Annotated in this window: 15 protein-coding genes; 5 read left to right on the top strand and 10 right to left on the bottom strand. The window is 68.8% G+C overall.

The window, feature by feature from the left end; genetic code table 11:
- Positions 1–15: 15 nt before the first annotated feature.
- The 5 genes from ACQ4LY_RS14520 to pdxS form a co-directional block, all read right to left on the bottom strand.
- Complete coding sequence (locus tag ACQ4LY_RS14520; protein ID WP_431072591.1) at positions 16–3,405, bottom strand: ATP-binding protein; 3,390 nt, start codon at positions 3,403–3,405, stop codon at positions 16–18.
- On the bottom strand, positions 3,372–4,031 hold the full coding sequence (locus ACQ4LY_RS14515) for a DUF4194 domain-containing protein (protein WP_431072589.1): 660 nt from the start codon (positions 4,029–4,031) through the stop codon (positions 3,372–3,374). The genes ACQ4LY_RS14520 and ACQ4LY_RS14515 overlap by 34 nt, the downstream gene beginning before the upstream one ends.
- Entirely contained in the window at positions 4,024–5,487 is a 1,464-nt protein-coding gene (locus ACQ4LY_RS14510; RefSeq protein ID WP_431072587.1) for a DUF3375 domain-containing protein, read from the bottom strand. The genes ACQ4LY_RS14515 and ACQ4LY_RS14510 overlap by 8 nt, the downstream gene beginning before the upstream one ends.
- A 74-nt stretch (positions 5,488–5,561) precedes the next feature.
- The gene (pdxT, locus tag ACQ4LY_RS14505; protein WP_431072585.1) at positions 5,562–6,167 is read right to left on the bottom strand and encodes a pyridoxal 5'-phosphate synthase glutaminase subunit PdxT; all 606 of its coding nucleotides are present in this window, start codon (positions 6,165–6,167) and stop codon (positions 5,562–5,564) included.
- Entirely contained in the window at positions 6,157–7,050 is an 894-nt protein-coding gene (pdxS, locus tag ACQ4LY_RS14500) for a pyridoxal 5'-phosphate synthase lyase subunit PdxS (protein WP_056307605.1), read from the bottom strand. The genes pdxT and pdxS overlap by 11 nt, the downstream gene beginning before the upstream one ends.
- 114 nt (positions 7,051–7,164) lie before the next feature.
- On the opposite strand from pdxS, the gene ACQ4LY_RS14495 reads away from it, so the two are divergent.
- Together ACQ4LY_RS14495 and pdxY are read left to right on the top strand one after the other, a co-directional pair.
- On the top strand, positions 7,165–8,472 hold the full coding sequence (locus ACQ4LY_RS14495; protein WP_431072583.1) for an aminotransferase class I/II-fold pyridoxal phosphate-dependent enzyme: 1,308 nt from the start codon (positions 7,165–7,167) through the stop codon (positions 8,470–8,472).
- A 121-nt stretch (positions 8,473–8,593) separates the two neighbouring features.
- A complete protein-coding gene (gene pdxY / locus ACQ4LY_RS14490) occupies positions 8,594–9,445 on the top strand; it encodes a pyridoxal kinase PdxY (protein ID WP_431072581.1) in 852 nt (283 codons plus the stop codon).
- Positions 9,446–9,494: 49 nt separating this feature from the next.
- Here the strand turns inward: pdxY and ACQ4LY_RS14485 are convergent, their stop codons facing one another.
- The 5 genes from ACQ4LY_RS14485 to ACQ4LY_RS14465 form a co-directional block, all read right to left on the bottom strand.
- Entirely contained in the window at positions 9,495–10,049 is a 555-nt protein-coding gene (locus ACQ4LY_RS14485) for an HIT family protein (protein ID WP_431072579.1), read from the bottom strand.
- On the bottom strand, positions 10,046–11,971 hold the full coding sequence (thrS, locus tag ACQ4LY_RS14480; RefSeq protein WP_431075691.1) for a threonine--tRNA ligase: 1,926 nt from the start codon (positions 11,969–11,971) through the stop codon (positions 10,046–10,048). Before thrS ends, ACQ4LY_RS14485 begins: the two co-directional genes overlap by 4 nt.
- Before the next feature lie 121 nt (positions 11,972–12,092).
- On the bottom strand, positions 12,093–12,452 hold the full coding sequence (locus ACQ4LY_RS14475; RefSeq protein ID WP_431072577.1) for a YnfA family protein: 360 nt from the start codon (positions 12,450–12,452) through the stop codon (positions 12,093–12,095).
- 34 nt (positions 12,453–12,486) lie between these two features.
- Positions 12,487–13,176, bottom strand: a complete 690-nt coding sequence (locus ACQ4LY_RS14470; protein ID WP_431072575.1) for a response regulator — start codon at positions 13,174–13,176, stop codon at positions 12,487–12,489.
- Positions 13,173–14,348: a sensor histidine kinase gene (locus ACQ4LY_RS14465; protein ID WP_431072573.1), complete on the bottom strand. Its 1,176-nt coding sequence runs from the start codon at positions 14,346–14,348 to the stop codon at positions 13,173–13,175. The genes ACQ4LY_RS14470 and ACQ4LY_RS14465 overlap by 4 nt, the downstream gene beginning before the upstream one ends.
- A 178-nt stretch (positions 14,349–14,526) precedes the next feature.
- Between ACQ4LY_RS14465 and ACQ4LY_RS14460 the strand changes: the two genes are divergently transcribed.
- The 3 genes from ACQ4LY_RS14460 to ACQ4LY_RS14450 all read left to right on the top strand — a co-directional run bounded on the left by ACQ4LY_RS14460 (position 14,527) and on the right by ACQ4LY_RS14450 (position 17,366).
- Positions 14,527–15,477, top strand: a complete 951-nt coding sequence (locus ACQ4LY_RS14460) for an alpha/beta hydrolase (protein WP_431072571.1) — start codon at positions 14,527–14,529, stop codon at positions 15,475–15,477.
- 62 nt (positions 15,478–15,539) lie between these two features.
- A complete protein-coding gene (locus ACQ4LY_RS14455; protein ID WP_431072569.1) occupies positions 15,540–15,959 on the top strand; it encodes a DoxX family protein in 420 nt (139 codons plus the stop codon).
- Between the two features lie 57 nt (positions 15,960–16,016).
- Positions 16,017–17,366 carry a cryptochrome/photolyase family protein gene (locus tag ACQ4LY_RS14450; RefSeq protein ID WP_431072567.1) on the top strand — a complete coding sequence of 450 codons (1,350 nt, stop codon included), beginning with the start codon at positions 16,017–16,019 and terminating at the stop codon, positions 17,364–17,366.
- Positions 17,367–17,412: the final 46 nt, after the last annotated feature.

Raw genomic sequence — 17,412 nt, 5'->3', positions numbered from 1 at the left:
CAGCGCCCTGTCCGATCACTCGCCCTCGGCCGGCAGCCCGACCTTGGGCCGCGCCCACGAGCGACCGCGGGTGTCCTTCAGGATGTCGTACTCGACGTCGACGTGCGGTTCGATCGCGCTGTACTTGTCGTTCGGCGCGCCGATCACGAGCTGGAAGCCGAGTCCCCGCCAGGCGCCGATCGCACGCTTCGTGAAGTGGGCGTCGGCCTTGATGAGGGCCTCGTCCATGAACACCGGCGCGTACCGCGGACGTGCAGCTCCCGCGTCGCCGAGCTGGTAGCGCAGCGCGGCGCCCACGATGAACGCGACGAGCTCCTGCGACTCTCCGCCCGATTTCTCACCGATGTGATCGTAGAGTGCGACGTGCTCCCGCGTCGTGGCATGGATTCGTTCGGCACTCACCCTGACGTGGTTGCGTACGTCGATGAGCTCGGCGAAGTCCGGCGCGGTCCGCCGCATCCGACCGATGAGGCGACTCATCCTCCGGTAGACGCTCTCACGATCGGCATCCGTCGTCGCTGCCTCGATGAGGCTCCGCACGTCGCGCAGCTCCCGGCGGAATCGTCTGCGCGCCTCGGACTGGTTCTCGCGCGGGGTGATCTGCAGGCGGTGCTCGTCGTCGTAGAACGGCAGGTCCTCCATGATCCTGTTGATCGGGTCGATGCGGTTCTTGATCTCGCGCACCGAGCGTCCGAGAGTCGAATCGAGACTCGTCAGATCGTTTCCGGAGAGCTTGAGCAGGCTGTCTCGCCACTCGGCCTCCAACTCGTGCAGGCCGTTGGTCTCGAGCGCCTCGAGGATCCCCTCGAACTCGGCGACGGACTCGTCCGGGTCGGGCAGGATCGTGAGGGTGTCCCAGCGCTCGAGGAATCCCGTCATCAGGCGTCGCATCTGCTCACGCTGGTCGGCGTGCGCCGCGGCTGCCGACGTGCGATCCTCCATCAGCCTCGTCGCCGCAGTGCGCAACGCGGAGTCGAGGTGGGCGAGTCGCTCCGACGCGGTGACGCTGACGGCCGAGTCCGCACCGAGGAAGCGCGCGTCGAGGAAGGATCGGTGCCGATCCTCGACCGTGACCTCGGACGCCTCCGCCGCATCGACGATCCGCTGACATGCGTCGACCTGGTCGGTCACCTCGACCCAACGATCCTGGGCGAGCGTGAGATCGCCGCCGAGACGGGACTTCTCATCCCGCAGACGGCCCGCACGCTTGCGGAGGTCCTCGGCACGAGAGCGCAGCTCGGCGATCTCCGGGTTCTCGTCGGTGACCTCCGCCTCGACTGCGAGCCAGCGTGCGCGTTCCGCCGACACGGCCTCGACATCGAGCTGATCCCAGGTGAGGTCCTCGATCTTCGCGTGCGCCTTCGCTGTGGCCTCGATCCGATCGAGACCGGCCTCGGCCTCGGCAGCAGCCGAGGCCGCAGTATCCCGTCGGCTCTCCAGCTCGCTGATCTGCTCGTCGAGCTCCCGCAGACGACGTGCGTTCGAGAACCCGAGCATGTTCGCGCGGCCGTGCCCGCCGTGCGACCCGCGGTCGCCCTGCGACACCTGTCCCGAGAGCGTCAGCGCACGAGGGTGCTCGGCGAGCTCGGCCGAGGAGTCGACGCACACGTACTCGAACCGCTCGCGGAGTCGCTGCTGGAGCCATCCGGTGAAGGGGGTGGAACGGTGATCGAGACGGCCGGGAAGCGTGCGCGGGTCCGCCGTCGTAGACTCGGCGAGACCGGTGTGCACGCCCTCATAGCTGATGCGCTCGGCGGTGCGCACCGTGTCGATGGCGGCGCGGAATCGCTCGAGGTTCGAGACGTCGATGAGCACTGTGCGCGCGAACCCTCCGAGGGCGAGGTTGAACGCGTCTCGCCAGGGCTCGAACTCGGTGCGAACCTCGATCAGCTCGCCGACGAAGGGCAGATCCGTCAGCGTGAGCCCCGCAGCCTGGGCGAGCAGCGCCCGTGACTCGTGCAGATGCGCGGGAATGCTTCCCCGCAGCTCTCGGGTGCGGTCTCTCTCGGCCTGCACTCGGGCGAGCTCTGTCAGGGCCGTTCTGCGCGCGGACTCGGCGTCGGCGAAGGCCGCGCGAGCACCTCGGAGCCCCGTCTGCGGAAGTTCGCGACCCAGGCGGGCGAGCAGGTCCTCGAACCCGGGGGCGTCGTTCACCTCAGCGCCGAGCTCGGCCGCGACGGCGTCGAAGCGGGTGCGCTCGCGCTGGACGTCCTCGAGGCGACGCTCGACGCCGCGCAGCTCGCGCTGAGCGGTCTCCAGGCGATCGCCTCCCGACTGCCGCAGGACGTCGAGAAGTCCTTCGCGCTCGACCTCGGCAGCGGCGATGAGGGCGCTCTTCTCTCTGACCGCGAGCTGGAGGGCCTGGGTCCGGTCGCGCAGGTCGGTCTCCACCTCGCGCAGCAGGTCCAGGCGACGCTCGGCGCTCCACAGAGCCGCGAGCGAGGTCGACTCGGAGAACACCCCGACCTCGTCCACGACCCGCATCCGCTCCGCAGCCGCCTCGATTCGCTCGGAGATCCCCCGGATCGGCTCGAGAGCCGCCACCTGCTGCTTGGCGACCAGCATCCGCGTGCGCGTGCTCTCGAGCTCGTCGAAGTGAGCGACCACCGCGTCCGCGGTCGCCATCGTCTCAGGTTCCTCGAGCACGAGCTTCTTGTACAGATCGTCGACGGTGGTGATCTGCTGCCCGGCCTGGATCCGGGCGAGGAGGCTGATCGCCTTCGCTCCGGAGCCGGCGGCGCCGATGCCGAGCACCGCGTGCAGTCGCGCCGAGAACTCACGATCGGTCGCGACGGGATCGAGCCCGGCGGCGCGCACCGATGCGTCACTGAGCCGCTGCACGGCCGCGCGCTCGAGCTGTGTGAGGTCGAAGGCCCCGTCGATCGTGGCGCGCAGCCTCGTGGTGTCCTCGAGCGTTCGGGCGTCGGCGGGGATGTACCACCCGCGTACCGCCGTGAAGCGCGAGCCGTCGTGGTCCAACCAGGTCATCGAGACGGCGCTCCACGTGTCTTCGCCGTCGCCGCGCAGCACGCGGAGCTTCGTGCCCTCGTCGGTGCGGGACTCGTCGATCTTCCCCCGACCGTACGACAGGATGTTCCGCTGCTCCTCTCCCCGCGGGCGCCCCGTGACCCCACCGTTGGAGGCACCGTTGAACGGAGTCGTGTGGGGCATCATCAGGGCGATGTAGCCGTCCATGAGCGTGGACTTTCCCGACCCCGAACCGCCGCACAGCAGAGTCGCATCGGGTGAGAACCGCACCCGGTGCGGCCCGCCGTCGTAGCCGCCCCAGTTGATGAGCTGCAACTCCTCCGCGACCCACTGCTGACCTCGGGAGCTCGCGGGGATCATCCCGAAGAGCGTGTCCATCATCGTCATCGCGTCACCACCGCCTGGGCTCGCAGCCACTCCCGCAGCTCCTTGAGCGTCTCGGCGCTGAGCACCACCTCGACGAGTGCGGTGATCCGATACCGTCCGCTGGTCTCCTCCTGCACGATGCCCTCTCGGTCCAAGCGGTCCAGCGCACTGCGGATCGCCCGCTGCTGCTTCGCGGTTCCGCCGTCGACGTCGGCGAAATAGCTGAGGACCGTCTGCTCGACGTCCTCGATGTCGATCCGCACGGACCCTTCGCCGGACGCCGACTCGCGCTGATACACCGTCCGCAGGTGCACCAGGACGAGCGTCTCGGCACGCGAATACGGAGCATCCTTCAACAGGACGGGCATCTCGACCTCATCGGAGCGCAACTGCTGCTTGTACGCGAACCCGCGCGCGTGATCGATGATCAGCCGGAGGTAGATGTCGTTGAGGCGCGACTCGATCACCTGCTGATGCTCGAGCAGCAGCGTCCACTCCCGGCGGTTGCGCTCCATCGAGATGAAGCGGCGCTGGAGGAGGTGCACGAGCACCCGCCTGATCTCGGGGTCGAGCGTGCCGCGGTCCCCAGGGAAGTGCGCCTCGAGGTCGTCCTCCATCGCCGTGGGAGCGATGAACCCCTCGTCCGCGACGGCTGTGGTGAGGTCGTCGTCACTCATCTGCATCCTCTTTCGTGCTGCGGGCGGTCACGGTGCCGAAGGCGAATCGGCGAGTCGTCCCGTCGGGTCGCAGAGCTTCGACCGTCGAGATGCCGTCACCGTCGGCGAGACCGTTCCGGTGCGCGATCTCGAGCAGACCGAGCAGATCGACCGGTCGTCGAGCCGCGTCAGGCACCGCGCGGAACGCCTCTGCGAGGTCGAAGTCCGAACCGAGACCTGCGACGTACGCCTCGAGTTCCGCATATCGCGGACCGCCCCACGCCCGTGTGTCGTGATCGAGGAAGTCGACGTCGTCGGCATCGGTGAGCGGTGCCGGAGCGCGCGGAGGACGGATGTCGCTGGTGGTCTGACGCAGATGCCCGAGATCGATCAGCGGCATGCTGCGCACCGGGTCGACGACGGCCGCGGGACCTGACCACCCGTGGAGTCCTGCGATGACGTCTCGGAGGAGGTCGTCGATCTGGCGATCGCGAAGCGGATCGTGGGTCTTCACCTGTCCGGTGATGACGTGCGAGGCGCGGCGCTGTGCGGCCAGCACCTCCTCGACGCCGAGTTCCACGCGTCGCGCGATCGCGTCGAGCTCGGCACGTTGCGTACCGTCGAGCATGCGTGCGAAGGGCTGGTCGAGGAGGCCGCGGAGCTGCTCTGTGAGCGCGTCGATGCGGTCGGGGTCGCCGATCAGGCGCAGGGCCCCGGCGAAGGCGCGCCCCTCAGGAGTCGACTGCATCACGTCCTGCGCACGCTGGAGGTACTCGCGCAGCACCTCGCTCGTCGGCCTCTCGTCCCTCCGGAGGTGGGCGACGACGTCGCGTTGCATCGCTCTGAGCGACTCAGCGACCCGAGTGAAGTCGGCGGGGAGCTCGCGTGCCAGGTGCAGCACGTTCTCCGCTTCTTCGAGGAGTTCCTCGTCGTCCGCAGGGTACGCGTGCCCGGAATCGTGGATGCGAGCGATCTCGGCATCGAGCAGCTCGCGCTCCGCATACAGGCGCGACAGGCGGCGGACCGGGTCGACCTCGGCGCTGACCGACAGATGGTCCACGGCATCCAGCAGGGTGCGGACGCGGGAGTTCGACACGCGAGTGCGCCCTCCGCCGGTGCGTCCCGAGATCTCGAGTGCGGCGACCGCGTGAGCAGACAGGCGGTAGACCTCGACGTCATCGTCGATCTGCTGGATCAGCCAGCCGAGTCGCACCCAGTTCCGGCACACGTCGCGCCCGCTCCCCGAGGGCAGTCTCCGGTCATCCTCGTCGTACCCCGCGGCGCGGAGCTCGTCGAGCACCTCGGCCAATTCGGCGTGCGCGTCCGCGACTGCGACCGACGCCCGGTCGGCGTTGAACAGGAGGGAGAGGGACGCCACGACGAACGGGGCGAACCGACCGTGCAGGAGATCGAGGGTCGGGGTGCTGAATGCGGTGACGGCACGCGCATATGCGGCCTCAGCCCTGGATCCAGTCACTCGATCGAGAATAGTCCGACCTCGGGCCGCCGTTCGTCAGTCCCTGGTTCCGGGCGGGTCGCAGGGGGACGGTGTCAGCGCCCGGAGGCGTGTTCCCGGACGCCCTCGAGGAACAGCTCGTGGAACCGGGTCTCACCGTCGACCTCGGGGTGGAAGCTGGTTCCGAGAAGCGCCCCCTGGCGCACCGCCACGATCCCGCCGTCCGGGAGCGAGGCGAGCACCTCGACCCCGTCGCCTGCGCGCTCGACGATCGGCGCACGGATGAATGTCGCGTGCACCGGCACATCACCCAGCAGCGGCACGTCGAGGCCGATCTCGAACGACTCGGTCTGACGCCCGAAGGCATTGCGGCGAACACTCACGTCCATGCCGCCGAACGACTGCTGCCCCTCGATGCCGTCGAGCACCTCGTCCGCGAGCAGGATCAGCCCGGCGCATGTGCCGTACACCGGAAGCCCCGCCGCGATCGCAGCGCGGATCGGCTCCTGCATCCCGAAGATGCGCGACAGCTTGTCGATCACACTCGACTCGCCACCGGGGACGACGAGGCCGTCGACGGCCGCCAGCTCCGCCGGCCGCCGCACCAGCGCGACCTCGGCGCCGAGGCCCGCGAGCAGGGCGGCGTGCTCGCGCACGTCGCCCTGCAGAGCGAGGACCCCGACCCGTGGACTACCAGCCACGCTCGGCCAGGCGGTGCGGGGCGGGGAGATCGGACACGTTGATGCCGACCATCGCCTCTCCGAGTCCGCGCGAGACCTCGGCGATCACCTTCGCGTCGTCGAAGAACGTGGTCGCCTTGACGATCGCCTTGGCGCGCTCCGCGGGGTTTCCCGACTTGAAGATGCCCGATCCCACGAACACGCCGTCGGCGCCGAGCTGCATCATCATCGCGGCGTCCGCCGGTGTCGCCACGCCACCCGCGACGAAGAGCACGACCGGGAGCTTGCCGGTCTCGGCGATCTCGGCGACGAGCTCGTAGGGCGCCTGCAGCTCCTTCGCCGCGACGAACAGCTCGTCTTTCGGAAGTGCCGTGAGAGCGGCGATCTCGCCGCGGATCTTGCGGATGTGCTTCATCGCCTCCGAGACGTCCCCCGTGCCGGCCTCGCCCTTGGAGCGGATCATCGCCGCGCCCTCGTTGATGCGGCGGAGAGCCTCGCCGAGGTTGGTGGCACCGCAGACGAAGGGCACCGTGAAGCCGTACTTGTCGATGTGGTTCACGTAGTCGGCGGGAGAGAGCACCTCGGACTCGTCGATGTAGTCGACGCCGAGCTCCTGCAGCACCTGCGCTTCGACGAAGTGGCCGATGCGCGCCTTCGCCATGACGGGGATCGACACGGACGCGATGATGCTGTCGATCATGTCGGGGTCGCTCATGCGCGAGACGCCGCCCTGCGCGCGGATGTCGGCGGGAACCCGCTCGAGTGCCATGACGGCGACGGCACCCGCGTCTTCGGCGATCTTCGCCTGGTCGGCGGTGACCACGTCCATGATCACGCCGCCCTTGAGCATCTCGGCGAGACCGCGCTTGACGCGCGAGGATCCGGTGGTGGTCTGTTCGGTCATGAGAGCTCCTGTCGGGGAAGCACGATGTGCATGAATGTGTCGAACGATGTCTCGTTTGATCTAGGCCAAACAGTAGCACTGTCCGGAACGACCTAGAATCGGTGATGAGGAGACATGAGCGACCAGATCACCGGAACGACCGCAGCGGACATCGCCGACAGTGTGCGCGGCCTGCGCGACCGCGGTGTGCTGCGCGCCGGCAGTCCCCTGCCTCCCGTGCGCGAGCTCGCCACCCTCCTCGGCGTCAACCGCAACACCGCGGTCGCCGCCTACCGACAGCTCGCCCAGGCCGGGCTCGTCATCTCGCGAGGGCGCGCCGGCACCGTCATCGCCGGGCTCGAATCGGTCGCCCAGGAGGGCTACGCCTCAGACACCGTGCTGCGCGACGTCGGGACGGGCAACCCCGACCCCCGGCTGATCCCCGATCCGTCGCCGGCGCTGGCCACCGTGGCCGGTCGTCCTGTGCTCTACGGCGAGCCCGTGATCGACCGCGGACTCGATGACTGGGCGCGCGGATGGGTCGCGCAGGATCTCGGTCACCTCGACTTCGGCATCACCGTCACGAGCGGCGCCGTCGACGCCGTCGAGCGCCTGCTCGCCCAAGCGCTGATGCGCGACGACGCCGTGGCGCTCGAGGACCCCTGCTTCCTGGCGAGCATCCACACGGTCCGGCTCGGCGGATATCGGGCCGTACCCGTGCCTGTCGACGATCAGGGGATGACGGTCGAGGGGCTGCGCGCCGCCCTGGACGCCGGCGTCCGCGCCGTGATCTGCACACCCCGAGCGCAGAACCCGACGGGGGCGAGCCTCACGTCCTCTCGCGCGGCGGAACTGCGTGCCGTGCTCGCCGAGCACCCGTACGTGCTGATCATCGAGGACGATCACTTCTCGATGCTGTCGCAGCGCACCTACGAATCGCTGATCGGCCCCGATCACCGCCGGTTCGCATTGGTGCGTTCAGTATCGAAGTTCCTCGGGCCCGACATGTGCCTCGCCATCGCGGCGACGGATGCCACCACGGCCGAGCGCCTCGCCATGCGCCTGAGCCCCGGGACCACCTGGGTCAGCCACCTGCTGCAGCGACTCACGCTCACACAGCTGACCGACGACGCGGTGCTCTCACGCATCGCAGACGCCCGCGAGCACTACGCCGTGCGCAACGAGGCCTTCGCCGCGCGCCTGCGCGAGCACGGCCTCGACTCCCCCACCACCGACGGCCTGAGTCTGTGGATCGAGTTGCCGAAGCCCGCGCGGCTCGTCGCCGAGCGGCTCATGCGCCGCGGTTGGCTCGCACGCACCGGCGACGATTTCGCCCTCGACGAGCGCGCCGACCCGTCGCGCCACCTGCGCCTCACGGTTCACGACCTGTCCGAAGACGACACCGCGACGCTCGTCGCCGACCTCGTCTCGGCCGCACGATGACACGCCACGCGATGACCCGCTGCACGATCACCCACCGCATGATCACCCATTGCACGATCACCCACCGCACGATCACCCCACACCGCGGGAGCACTCCCGCCCTCACTGAAAGGATCGGGGAATGAAGGTCCTCTCCATCCAGTCCGCCGTCGCATACGGCCATGTCGGCAACTCGGCCGCGGTCTTCCCGCTGCAGCGCATCGGCGTCGAGGTTCTCCCGGTCTACACGGTGAACTTCTCGAACCACACCGGATACGGCGCCTGGCGCGGCCCGATGATCGATCCGAACGATGTGCGCGAGGTCCTCACAGGCATCGAGGAGCGCGGCGTGTTCGGCGAGATCGACGCCGTGCTCAGCGGCTATCAGGGCGGCGAAGGCATCGGAGACGTCATCATCGACGCCGTCGCCCGCGTCAAGGCGGCGAACCCCGACGCGGTCTACGCCTGCGACCCCGTGATGGGGAATGCGAAGTCCGGATGCTTCGTGGCGCCGGCGATCCCGATCCTGCTGCGCGAGAAGGTCGTGCCTGCCGCCGACATCATCACTCCCAACCAGTTCGAGCTCGGCTTCCTCACCGGGACCGAACCGGACACACTCGAGTCCACGCTCGCCTCTGTCGACCTGGCGATGGCCATGGGACCGCGCACCGTGCTCGTCACGAGCGTCGAGCGCCCCGACCGCGAAGAGGGCACGATCGAGATGCTCGTCGCCGACTCTGCGGGCGCCTGGATCGTGCAGACGCCCCGGCTGCCGATGAAGGCCAACGGCTCCGGCGATGTCACCGCCGCGCTCTTCACCGCGCACTATGTGGCGACCGGCGACGCGAAGACGGCGCTCGAGCGCACGGCGTCGAGCGTGTTCGACCTGCTCGCCGCGACCCTCGAGTCCGGTGCTCGAGAGCTGCAGCTCGTCGAGGCGCAGGAGTTCTATGCGAACCCGAGGATGCATTTCACCGCACGCCAGGTGCGCTGAGCGGAGCGAGCGAGCGCTGCGCGTTTCGTCTCGTCGCTGCGCTCCTCGCTCAACGACCGGAGTTCGGCCAGGCGTTCGCCACGGCTTCTCGCACTTCGCCGAGCAGCTGGGGCAACGCCTTGGTCTTGGCGATGATCGGGAAGAAGTTGGCGTCCGACGTCCACCGCGGCACGATGTGCTGGTGCAGGTGGCCGTCGACCCCGGCACCGGCGACGGCACCCTGATTCATCCCGAGGTTGAACCCGTCGCAGCGCGACACCTCCCGGAGGACTCTCATGCCGATCTGGGTCAGCGCCCCGATCTCGGCGACCTCTTCGGGCGTGGCCTGGTCGTAGGTGCCGATGTGGCGATACGGGCAGACCAGAAGGTGACCCGAGTTGTAGGGGAACAGGTTGAGCAGCACGTAGGCCGTCTCGCCCCGCGCGACGATCAGCCGCTCGACATCAGGGAACTTCGGAGCCTCGCAGAACGGGCACTCCTCGCGCAGCGGCTCGGGGCCCGCCTGGATGTACGCCATCCGGTGCGGGGTCCACAGCCGCTGGAACTCGTCGGGGACGCCGGGGAACTCGCCGGCGTCCTCCCACGATGCAGGCGGCGTCGTCACACCAGATCCCCTGCTGTCTGCACGAGCGTGTGCGCGTCGATCGCGGCGCGGATTCGCGCCACGGCGTCGGCAATCGGCACGCCGTTCTCCTGCGTGCCGTCACGATAACGGAACGAGACGGTGCCCGCGTCGCGGTCCTTCTCGCCCGCGATCAGCAGCAGCGGGACCTTGCCGGTCGTGTGCGTGCGGATCTTCTTCTGCATCCGGTCGTCGGAGGCGTCGAGCTCGGCGCGCACGCCCTGCGTGCGGAGCGTCTGGACGATCTCGCCCAGGTAGTCGGCGAACTCGTCGGCCACGGGGATGCCCACGACCTGCACGGGAGACAGCCACACGGGGAAGTCGCCCGCGTAGTGCTCGAGCAGGATGGCGAAGAACCGCTCGATCGAGCCGAACAGCGCGCGGTGGATCATGATCGGACGCTTCTTCTGTCCGTCCTTGTCCATGTACTCGAGCTCGAAGCGCTCGGGCAGGTTCGGGTCGACCTGCACCGTCGAAAGCTGCCAGGTGCGGCCGATGGCATCACGCGTCTTCAGGTCGATCTTCGGTCCGTAGAAGGCCGCCTCACCGGGGACCTCGGTGAGCTTCAGCCCGGATGCCACGGCGACGCGACGCAGAGCATCCGTCGACGACTCCCAGAACTCCTCGGAGCCGATCCACTTCGACTTCTCGTCGTCCTTCATCGACAGCTCGAGCTCGAAGTCGGTGAGACCGAAATCGCGCAGCATCGACAGGATGAACTCGAGGACCTTCGAGACCTCGCCCTCGAGCTGCTCGGGCGTGACGAAGAGGTGCGAGTCGTCCTGGGTGAACCCGCGCACGCGGGTGAGGCCGTGCAACGCGCCCGACAGCTCGTTACGGTAGACGGTGCCGTTCTCGGCGAACCGCAGCGGCAGGTCGCGGTAGCTGCGCGCACGCTCCTTGTAGATCAGGATGTGCATCGGGCAGTTCATGGGCTTCAGGTAGTAGTCCTGGCCCTGCTTGGTGATGTTGCCCTCGTCGTCGCGCTCCTCGTCCATGACGATCGGCGGGTACATGCCCTCCTTGTACGTGACGAGGTGGTTCGAGGTGAGAAAGAGATCTTCCTTCGAGATGTGCGGGGTGTACACGTAGGTGTAGCCGCCCTCGATGTGGCGCTTGCGCGCGTGCTGCTCCATCTCGCCGCGGACGACACCGCCGCGGGGGTGCCAGACCGAGAGGCCCGAGCCGATCTCCTCGGGGAAGGAGAACAGGTCGAGTTCCTTGCCCAAGCGTCGGTGGTCGCGCTTGGCGGCCTCCTCGAGACGGTGCTGGTATTCGCGCAATTCGTCCTTCGACGGCCACGCCGTGCCGTAGATGCGCTGCAGCTGCGGGTTCTTCTCACTGCCGCGCCAGTACGCGGCGGCGATGCGGGTGAGATCCCAGCCGTTGCCGATCATGCGGGTGTTGGGCAGGTGCGGCCCGCGGCAGAGGTCCTTCCAGACGACCTCGCCGTCGCGGGTCGTGTTGTCGTAGATCGTCAGCTCGCCCTCGCCGACCTCGACGGATGCGCCCTCTGCCGCCTCCTTGCCTCCCTTGAGACCGATGAGCTCGAGCTTGAACGGCTCGTCTGCGAGCTCCGCCCGTGCCTCGTCGTCGGTGACGACGCGGCGCACGAAGCGCTGGCCCTCACGGACGATGCGCTGCATCTCCTTCGTGATGGCCTTGATGTCCTCGGGCGTGAACGGAGTGTCGACGCCGAAGTCGTAGTAGAAGCCGTCGGTGATGGGCGGGCCGATGCCGAGGTTCGCCTGCGGGTTGATCCGCTGCACCGCCTGTGCGAGCACGTGCGCCGCCGAGTGACGGAGGATGTTGAGTCCGTCGGGGCTGTCGATCGTGACCGGCTCGACCTCGTCGGCATCCGTCACTGTCGCGGCGAGGTCCTTGAGGGTTCCGTTGACGCGCATCGCGACGACTGAACGGTCAGAGAACAGGGCGAAGCCGTCTTTCGGCTGAGCATTTTCAGGCACTGCACACTCCATCTGGGTCTGGATCCAGGTTACTCGCATGCCTGGGGGCTGCTGACCGCTACGACACCGCCTCGGTCGCGGAGTCCGCCGCTGTCGGCGCCAGGATGATGATCGCCGCACCGACCAGCGCGATCGCCGAGCCGACCCAGTCCCAGATCGTGGGCTTGAAGCCGTCGACGATGATCCCCCATGCCAGGGATCCCGCGATGAACACGCCGCCGTACGAGGCCAGCACCCGTCCGAAGTTGGCGTCGGGCTGCAGCGCCGCGATGAAGCCGTACGCGCCGAGCGCCATGACCCCGAGCACCGCGAACAGCCACCCCCGGTTCTCCTTGACCGCCTGCCAGATCAGCCAGGCTCCGCCGATCTCGGCGACGGCGGCGAGCACGAAGAGGATGCTGATGCGCAGGACGGTCATGCACCCAGTGTGGCAAAGACCCGCGACCCGAGGGTCACCCTCCGGCTGTCACCAGCCCCGACTCGTAGGCGAGGATCACGAGCTGCGCCCTGTCGCTCGCCGAGACCTTCGCCATGATCCGGTTCACGTGGGTCTTCGCGGTGTGGGGTGAGATCGTCAGTCGGGTGGCGATCTCATGGTTCGTGAGCCCCTCGGCGACGAGCTCGAGAACCTCGCGTTCCCGTGGCGTCAGCGGAGTGAGCACGGCCTCCCAGCGCTCCGAACGCGGCGCTCCGCCACGACGCACCGCACGCTCGATCAGCGCCAGGGTCGCGGATGATGAGAGCAGTGCCTCGCCCTGATGCACGGTGCGCACCGCGCGCACGATCTCGTCGGGTTCGGCGCCCTTGCCGATGAATCCGCTCGCGCCCGCGCGCAGCGCTGCGACGACGTTCTCGTCGTCCTCGAAGGTCGTCAGGATCAGCACTCGCGGCCGGTTCGAGGCACCCGCGTCTGCGGCCGCCGGTGCATCCACGCAGATGAGCGCCGTGGCGGCGATCCCGTCGAGCTCGGGCATGCGGATGTCCATCAGGACGACGTCCGGCGCGGTCGCGATCGCCGCACGCACCGCATCCCGGCCGTTGGACGCCTCCCCGACGACGCGAAGACCCCCGTCGACGAGGATGTCCCGCACGGCATGCCGCACAAGAGGCTGGTCGTCGACCACGAGCACCGAGATCGTCATGGCTTCGCGGCCGCCTCGGTCGGGATCCACACCTCGAGCGAGAAGACCCCGCCCTCGCTGCCGAAGTGCACGGCACCTCCGACAGCGGCGATGCGTTCCTGCAGTCCGCGCAGCCCGTGGCCCGCACGGGGAGGATCCGACGACTCGCTCGCGGTCGGGTTCACGATCGTCAGGTGCACCGCGGCCCCTTCGGTACGAAGGGCGACGGTCGCGGTACCGCCGCGGCCGTGCTTGTGCGCGTTGGTGAGGGCCTCCTGCAGCACCAGATAGGCGACGTGATCGCCGGCCGGCGACAGAGAGAGGCTGTGGTGAGGACTCCGCAGATCGATGCGGAGTCCGGCAGCACGGAAACCGGCGAGGAGCGCATCCAGGTCGGTGAGCCCGCTCTGCGGGCGGAGCTCACCCTCGCGCTCGGCTGTGTCGGTGTCGGCGTCGGTGTCGGCGCGCAAAAGCGTCATGAGTCCGCCGATGTCGGCCAGAACCGTCCGTGAGGCGCTGCGCACGGTCGTCAGGGCCTCACGTGCACGCTCGGGTCGGGTCTCGAGAGAAGACGAGGCGACTCCCGCGTTCAGGCTGATCACGGCGATCTGATGCGCGACCACGTCGTGCAGGTCTCGGGCGATCCGCACCCTGTCTTCCGCCACCCGTCTGCGCGCCTCGTCGTCACGATTGCGCTCGGCCCGCTCTGCGCGCTCGGTCATCGCCACGGCGAACTCCCGTCGTGACCGGGCGGTATCCCCCAGCGCTCCCCCGAGGACGATGATCAGGATGAACTGCAGAGCCGTCGAATCGAAGAGATCGCCTTCGAGCGCCCATCCGTCCGCGAAGAAGGCGACCACGACCGACGCACCGAGGGCGAGCAGACCGATCCGACGCCCGAGACCATCGAGCACCGCATAGCAGGCGATCGCGACTGCGAGGAGAGCGCTCGGCGAGATCGACCCGGCCGCGGCGACGGCGACCACACACGCCAGGCTGACGCCCAGCGCGGCGAGCGGCCACCGGCGCCTGAAGGGGATGATCACGGCCGGCGCGAGCGCCGGGATGAGGAGCATCCCCGTGGTCCGGAAGGTCTCGTCGGGGAACGGCAGGACGGCGAAGATCACGATCAGCGCGACTACGAGGACATCGCTCATCCGGAACCCGTCTCGGGTGGCACGGGTGGTCGGCATGCTTCCAGTATTTCGTGTCTGCGCCCGCTCCGGATCCGCCCGACGGATGACTCCCGCATACTGCGAACGCGGTACCGAGGTGTCCACGCCGGGCTGACGCGCCCGCGGATCGCACGATCCAGGCTGGAAGGACAGGCGCGCCACCCTCCCGACACCCGTGCGCGCCGGGAAGGCAATCGTGCGCAAGTCCCTCAGAAGAGCCCTGATCATGGCGGGGGCCATCGGCACCGTGCTGGCGGTAGGGCTGACGACCACGACAGTGGTGAACGCCGTGTCGACCGAGACGGAGAAGAACCGCATCGAGTCCTACGGCCAGACCGTGTCCGTCGACGGACGGTCGATGAACGTGGTCATCACCGGCGAGGGCGATCAGGACGTCGTGCTACTCCCCGGCTTCGGCACCGCTTCGCCGGCCCTCGACTTCGGGCCCCTGGTCGCAGACCTCGCGCAGGATCACCGCGTCATCGTCGTCGAGCCGTTCGGCTACGGTCTGAGCGACGGCACCGAGCGGGCGCGGACGACCGACAACATCGTCGAGGAGGTCCACCGGGCGCTGCAGTCGCTCGAGGTCGACCGCTACGTGCTGATGGGGCACTCGATCGCGGGCCTCTATGCGATCGAGTACACGAAGAGGTATGCGGACGAGGTGACGGCCTTCGTCGGGATCGACACCAGCGTGCCGGGGCAGCCGAACATGGACACGGTCTTCCCCACCGGCCTGTTGGCCGCGGCGAAGAACCTCGGTCTGATCCGCCTCGTCACGCATGTGACCGGCGACGGGCTCGACGGCCTCGACTATGACGACGACACGCGCGAGCAGATGTCCCTGATCAGCAATCGGAACTCGCTCACCCCCACGTACCTCGACGAGATGACGCACATCCGGACCAACTTCGCGGATGCCGCGGGCACCGGTTTTGACGTCGGACTCCCCGTCCTGCTGTTCGTGGTCGCCGACAACGCCGGCAATCCGGACTGGATCGACCTGCACGAGCGTCAGGCGGCGGAGGTCGACGACGGGAGGGTCATCTCCCTCGACGGCGAGCACTACCTGCATCACACGCATTCCCCTGAGATCGCAGACGCGTATCGCGGGTGGGAGGCTGATCGCCTGCTCGCTGCCGACTGACCCGGTGCGACGCGCCCCGGCGAACAGAGTGCCCTCGGATGCCGCCGGGGTAGCGTGAGCGGATGATCAGAGCACTGGCGCGTTGGATCCTCGCACTCGCCCTGGGGGCGATCGGCATCGTCCATTTCGTGAGCACCCGCGGCTTCCGGGTCGTCGTTCCGGACTGGGCCACGAAGGCCACCCGTCTGGACAAGGACGCGATCGTGATCGCGTCCGGCGCCGCCGAGGTCGCGCTCGCGGTCGGGCTGGTCGCGCTGCCCAAGGAGAGGCGGCGCATCGGTGTCGCGACCGCCGCGTTCTTCATCGCTGTCCTGCCGGGAAACGTGCACCAGTGGCGCACCCACCGCTCGACACCCGGTCTCGACACCGAGGCTCGGCGCGTCGGGCGGCTGTTCCTCCAGCCGCTGCTCGTGCTCTGGGCCCTCTGGGCGACTGCTCCCGATCCTGTTCCCGCGGGCCGCGGCCGGCGGCGTAGCCGCTGAGGTCGGCGGCACGCAACCCCTGCCCGCCGATTCCATCGCACGGGCGAGAATGGAGCCATGTCCTCCCCCTCGATCGTGTGGCTCCGTGACGACCTCCGCCTCGCCGACAACCCGGCACTGCGGGCAGCGATCGATCGCGACGAGCCGATCGTCGTGCTCTACGTGCTCGACGAGGAATCCCCCGGCATCCGTCCGCTGGGCGGCGCTGCGCGCTGGTGGTTGCACCACTCGCTCGACTCGCTGAGCGGGCGACTGCGTGAGCTCGGGGCGACGTTGACGCTGCGTCGTGGACCGGCCGAGCGCGTCGTGCGTGAGGCTGTGGCGGATGCCGGAGCAGGCGCCGTGTTCTGGAATCGGCGGTACGGAGGAGCCGAGCGCGACATCGACGCGGCACTGAAGACCTCGCTCCGCGATGACGGGCTCGAGGTCGCATCCTTCGCCGGCTCCCTGCTGCATGAACCCTGGACGGTGAAGACCGGGAGCGGCACCCACTTCTCGGTGTTCACGCCGTTCTGGCGCGCCTGCCTCGCGCTGCCCGCGCCCCGCGCGCCGCTCCCCGCGCCGCGGAGCCTCGACGGGGCATCGCCCCGCCCCGCCTCCGACGACCTCGACGACTGGGGCCTCCTGCCGACGCGACCGGACTGGGCCGGGGGCCTCCGCGAGACGTGGGAGCCCGGCGAGCCTGCCGCACGGGCCCGGCTGAGAACCTTCCTGCACGACGACATCGGCACGTACGACCGAGCGAGGGACGAACCGTCCGCCGGCGCCACCTCACTGCTCTCGCCGCGACTGCGCTGGGGCGAGCTGAGCCCGTTCACCGTCTGGCACGAAGCGGTCGACGCGCACGGTGCCGCGGGATTCCTCTCAGAGCTGGGCTGGCGCGAGTTCGCGTGGCACACCGTGTTCCACTCCCCTGATCTGGCGACGGTGAACCTTCGTCGCCAGTTCGACGCGTTCCCCTGGCCGCGCCTCGACGCGGCCCAGCTGGCTGCGTGGCAGCACGGCGACACCGGCGTGCCTCTGGTGGATGCCGGGATGCGAGAGCTCTGGCACACCGGCTTCATGCACAACCGCGTGCGCATGGTCACCGCGTCGTTCCTCGTCAAGAACCTGCTGATCAACTGGCGGCGCGGCGAGGAGTGGTTCTGGGACACGCTCGTCGACGCCGACGGTGCGAGCAACCCGTTCAACTGGCAGTGGGTCGCCGGGTCGGGGGCCGACGCGGCACCGTACTTCCGCGTGTTCAACCCCGAGCTCCAGGCCAAGAAGTTCGATCCGCACGGCCTGTACATCTCGGAGTGGGCATCGGATGCGCCGACCGAGCCGATCGTCGACCTCGCCGCCACGCGCAAGGCGGCGCTCGCCGCGTACGACGTCGTCAAGCGATCCGCTCAGCCCGCCAGCTGAGCGCGGTACAGATCTCCACACCGACGCGATCTGCGGGTCCGAGAAT

Source organism: Microbacterium phyllosphaerae, assembly GCF_050628115.1.
Taxonomy (GTDB): Bacteria; Actinomycetota; Actinomycetes; order Actinomycetales; family Microbacteriaceae; genus Microbacterium; species Microbacterium phyllosphaerae_A.
The sequence above is the reverse complement of the archived record's forward strand: the minus strand, read 5'-3'. Positions and strand labels throughout refer to the sequence as shown.